This is a genomic window from Pseudomonas sp. REP124 (assembly GCF_020164475.1).
In the GTDB taxonomy this organism is placed as follows: domain Bacteria; phylum Pseudomonadota; class Gammaproteobacteria; order Pseudomonadales; family Pseudomonadaceae; genus Aquipseudomonas.
Genome location: NZ_JAIQWX010000263.1, coordinates 1 through 3890, shown reverse-complemented (window position 1 = coordinate 3890; position 3890 = coordinate 1). Strand labels below are relative to the sequence as shown.

The 3890-nt window shown below is 61.0% G+C and carries 5 protein-coding genes; 3 read left to right on the top strand and 2 right to left on the bottom strand.

From position 1 onward, the window contains the following. A partial coding sequence (locus K9857_RS29955) for a DUF6316 family protein (RefSeq protein WP_224542135.1) occupies nt 1-190 on the bottom strand: 190 nt, incomplete at its 3' end. A gap of 210 nt (nt 191-400) precedes the next feature. On the opposite strand from K9857_RS29955, the gene K9857_RS29950 reads away from it, so the two are divergent. Beyond that, on the top strand, nt 401-1360 hold the full coding sequence (locus K9857_RS29950) for a DMT family transporter (protein ID WP_224542133.1): 960 nt from the start codon (nt 401-403) through the stop codon (nt 1358-1360). 116 nt (nt 1361-1476) lie between these two features. Here the strand turns inward: K9857_RS29950 and K9857_RS29945 are convergent, their stop codons facing one another. Then, entirely contained in the window at nt 1477-2871 is a 1395-nt protein-coding gene (locus K9857_RS29945) for a class II fumarate hydratase (protein ID WP_224542131.1), read from the bottom strand. 191 nt (nt 2872-3062) lie between these two features. On the opposite strand from K9857_RS29945, the gene K9857_RS29940 reads away from it, so the two are divergent. Next, nucleotides 3063-3581 (top strand): DUF2059 domain-containing protein, encoded by a 519-nt coding sequence (locus K9857_RS29940; protein WP_224542129.1) that lies wholly within the window; start codon nt 3063-3065, stop codon nt 3579-3581. Nucleotides 3582-3593: 12 nt separating this feature from the next. Continuing rightward, nucleotides 3594-3890, top strand: a 297-nt coding sequence (locus K9857_RS29935) for a BolA family protein (RefSeq protein WP_175378359.1), incomplete at its 3' end; no start/stop codon positions are given.

Genomic DNA, 3890 nt, shown 5'->3' with positions numbered 1-3890 from the left:
GGCCCAAATGCAAATTCCGCATCCGCTCGATGTAAGCCAGAATCTCCTGCCCAGCCACTTCTGCATTGGCAAACGGCCCCTCCAGGGTGTTTTCCCGGGTGCTGAAGTACAACTCCCCATTTACCCGACACAACCGGTCACTGCGAAAATGGGTGGCGGGGGCGTTGTCCTGGGCGCGCATGCCGTACATGGCTACCTCCTGAATTATGGGTGTGGGCGGATCCAATCAGCTTATGCATGAATCACTTGCGGCGCCTGACAATCGGATCGATGGCACATCGCCAATTAACTGATGCGACCTGCACAGTTTCATTCGCGGCCAGGCTGCAACTGTCCCTGTGTGCCACATCGCGGTGCGCCTAGAATGGCGATTCCGGACATTCGGTTATTTGGGGGGCACATGCACATTTCATCCGGTCGCTGGGTTTACGGGTTGTTCCTGGCCTTGCTGACCGCGCTTCTGTGGGGAATTCTTCCGATCAAGCTCAAACAGGTCCTGCTGGTGATGGACCCGGTCACCGTGACCTGGTTTCGCCTGATGGTGTCCGGTGGTTGCCTGTTCCTTTATCTGGCCGCGAGCAAACGCTTGCCCAGCCGCAAAGTGCTCGGACCCCGCGGTGGCTGGCTGGTGGCGATGGCCGTACTGGGCTTGGTGGGTAACTACATCCTGTACCTGATGGGCCTTAACCTGCTCAGCCCCGGCACCGCGCAACTGGTGGTGCAGATGGGCCCGATCATGCTGCTGATCGCCAGTGTGTTCGTGTTCAAGGAGCGTTTCAGCCTGGGGCAGGGGATCGGCCTGGCGGTGCTGCTGGTCGGTTTTGCGCTGTTCTTCAATCAGCGTCTGAGTGAACTGCTGACCTCGCTGACCGACTACACCGCCGGCGTATTGCTGGTGCTGCTGGCCTCCACGGTCTGGACCTTTTATGCGCTGGGCCAGAAGCAGTTGCTGACGGTGTGGAATTCCTTGCAGGTGATGATGGTGATCTACCTGTTCTGCGCTCTGCTGCTGACGCCTTGGGTGCATCCGTTGGAGGCGCTGCAACTGAATCCGCTGCAAGGCTGGCTGCTGCTGGCGTGCTGCCTCAATACCCTGATTGCCTACGGCGCATTTGCCGAAGCCTTGGCCCACTGGGAGGCCTCGCGGGTTAGTGCGACCCTGGCGATCACGCCGTTGGTAACCTTTGGTGCCGTAGCGCTGGCGGCCTGGTGGTGGCCTGAGTTTGTGCATGCCGAGACGATCAATGGTCTGGGGTATGGCGGGGCGGTGCTGGTGGTGTTGGGATCGGCGTTGGTGGCGTTGGGGCCTTCTTTGATTGCTGGTTTGAAGGCCCGAAAGCTGCGGATGGCGGCCAGCTAGACCGCGTTATCGTTCTTCGCGGGCAAGCCACGCTCCTACAGGGGATTTCTGATCGACACAGATCCCTGTAGGAGCAAGGCTTGCCCGCGAAGACTGACCATCAGACGCTACAAATCTCAGCCCTTGGCCCCAGCCTCCAACATATTCTCCGGCCGCACCCAGGCATCGAACTGCTCATCCGTCAGATACCCCAACTGCAACGCCGACTCCCTCAGAGTCAGCCCTTCGCTGTACGCCTTCTTGGCGATCTCCGCCGACTTGTCATAACCAATATGCGGATTCAGCGCCGTCACCAGCATCAACCCACGCTCCAGATGCTCAGCCATTTTCCCGGCATCCGGCTCCAGGCCCGCGATGCAGTGCTGCTGGAAGTTGCTGCAGCCATCGCCTAGCAGGCGGATCGATTGCAGCAGGTTGTGGATGATCACCGGTTTGAACACGTTCAGTTGCAGGTGGCCCTGGCTCGCGGCAAACCCGATGGTCACGTCGTTGCCCAGCACCTGACAGGCCAGCATCGACAGCGCCTCGCACTGGGTCGGGTTGACCTTGCCCGGCATGATCGAGCTGCCCGGCTCGTTGGCCGGCAGTTTCACTTCGGCAAAGCCGGCGCGCGGACCAGAGCCCAGCAGGCGCAAGTCGTTGGCGATTTTCATCAGGGCCACGGCGAGGGTTTTCAGCGCGCCGGAGAGGCTGGTCAGCGGCTCATGCCCGGCTAGCGCGGCAAACTTGTTCGGCGCGGTGGTGAAGGGCAGGCCGGACAGCGCCGCCAGCTCGGCGGCGATCGCTTCGCCGAAACCGTGGGGCGAATTCAGTCCGGTGCCGACGGCGGTGCCGCCCTGGGCCAGTTCGCAGACCGCCGGCAGTGCCGCGCGGATCGCCCGTTCGGCGTAGTCCAGTTGCGCTATGAAACCCGAAACTTCCTGGCCGAAGGTGACAGGTGTGGCGTCCATCATATGAGTGCGCCCGGTTTTCACCAGTTTCATGTGGCGCGCCGACAGCTCGGCCAGACCGCCCGACAGCTCGGCAATTGCCGGCAACAAGTGTTGCTGCACCGCCTGCACGGCAGCGATGTGCATGGCGGTGGGGAAGCAGTCGTTGGAGCTCTGGGAGCGATTGACGTGATCGTTGGGGTGAACCGGGGATTTGCCGCCGCGCGGGTTGCCGGCCAGTTCGTTGGCGCGACCGGCGATCACTTCGTTGACGTTCATGTTGCTCTGGGTGCCGCTGCCGGTCTGCCAGACCACCAGCGGGAACTGGTCATCGTGCTCGCCATCGAGCACTTCGTCGGCGGCCTGTTCGATCAGGCGGGCAATGTCGGCCGGCAGATCGCCGTTGCGGTCATTGACCCGCGCCGCGGCTTTCTTGATCAGGGCCAGGCCGTGCAATACCGCCAGCGGCATGCGTTCGTTGCCAATGGCAAAGTTGACCAGCGAGCGTTGCGTCTGAGCGCCCCAGTAGGCCTCATCCGGGACTTCAACCTGGCCAAGGCTGTCGGTTTCGATACGGCTCATCGGTCACTCTCCAGTAGTCTGATTGCGCAGTTTAGGCCGTGCTCGACGGCCGGGGTTCCATCAGTCTCGCTAGCCTCCATTGAACCCCTCTAAATCAGGTGCGACAAGGCCTGGGGTTGAGTGACACACTTTTTTAGGCGCAGAATGGTCGTCCTTGGGGTTTAACCTCGCCTGCTAGATAAGGAAACTCGATGACTCGTCTTCGTGCCATCTGTACCGCGGTTGCATTGGTATGTGCCAGTGGCCAGGTTCTCGCCGATACCGCCAGCCATAACGCCAGTGCCGAGGCTTTCCTGACCCTGGCGCATGCTGACAAATTGGGCACTCCGGTGTACATGCAGGTTCAGCAGATGTTTGCCCAGCGCTTCCAGCAAACCAAAGCCCCGGACTCGAAAAAAGCGGTCCTGGAAACCTACCAGGCCAAGGCCAACGCCGCGCTTGACCAGGCCATCGGCTGGAACAAGCTGAAGCCGGACATGGTCAAGCTCTACACCACCAACTTCTCCGAATCCGAACTCAAGGACCTGGTTGCCTTCTACCAGTCGCCATTGGGCAAGAAAGTGCTGGAAAAAATGCCTCAGCTGACCCAGCAATCGGCCCAGCTGACCCAGGCCAAGCTGGAAAGCGCCGTGCCTGTGGTCAACAAGCTGCTGGCTGACATGACCGCCGAGCTGGAGCCGAAAGCCGCTCCGGCCAAGAAAAAGCCTTAAGCGGAGTTAGCAATGACCATGCAACAACGCATCGAATCGACGCTGGGCCTGCTGCAGCCCGAGCACCTGCAAGTGCTGGATGAAAGCCACATGCACAGCCGTGGGACACAGACCCACTACAAGGCCGTTGTGGTCAGCCAGCAGTTCGAGGGGCTCAATCGCGTCAAGCGTCACCAGAAAGTCTACGGCACGCTCGGCGAGCTGATGGGCGAGTTCCATGCGTTGGCGCTGCATACCTACACGCCAGAGGAATGGGCACAGATGGACGGGGCTCCGGCTTCGCCGACCTGTGCCGGTGGCAGTAAGCAC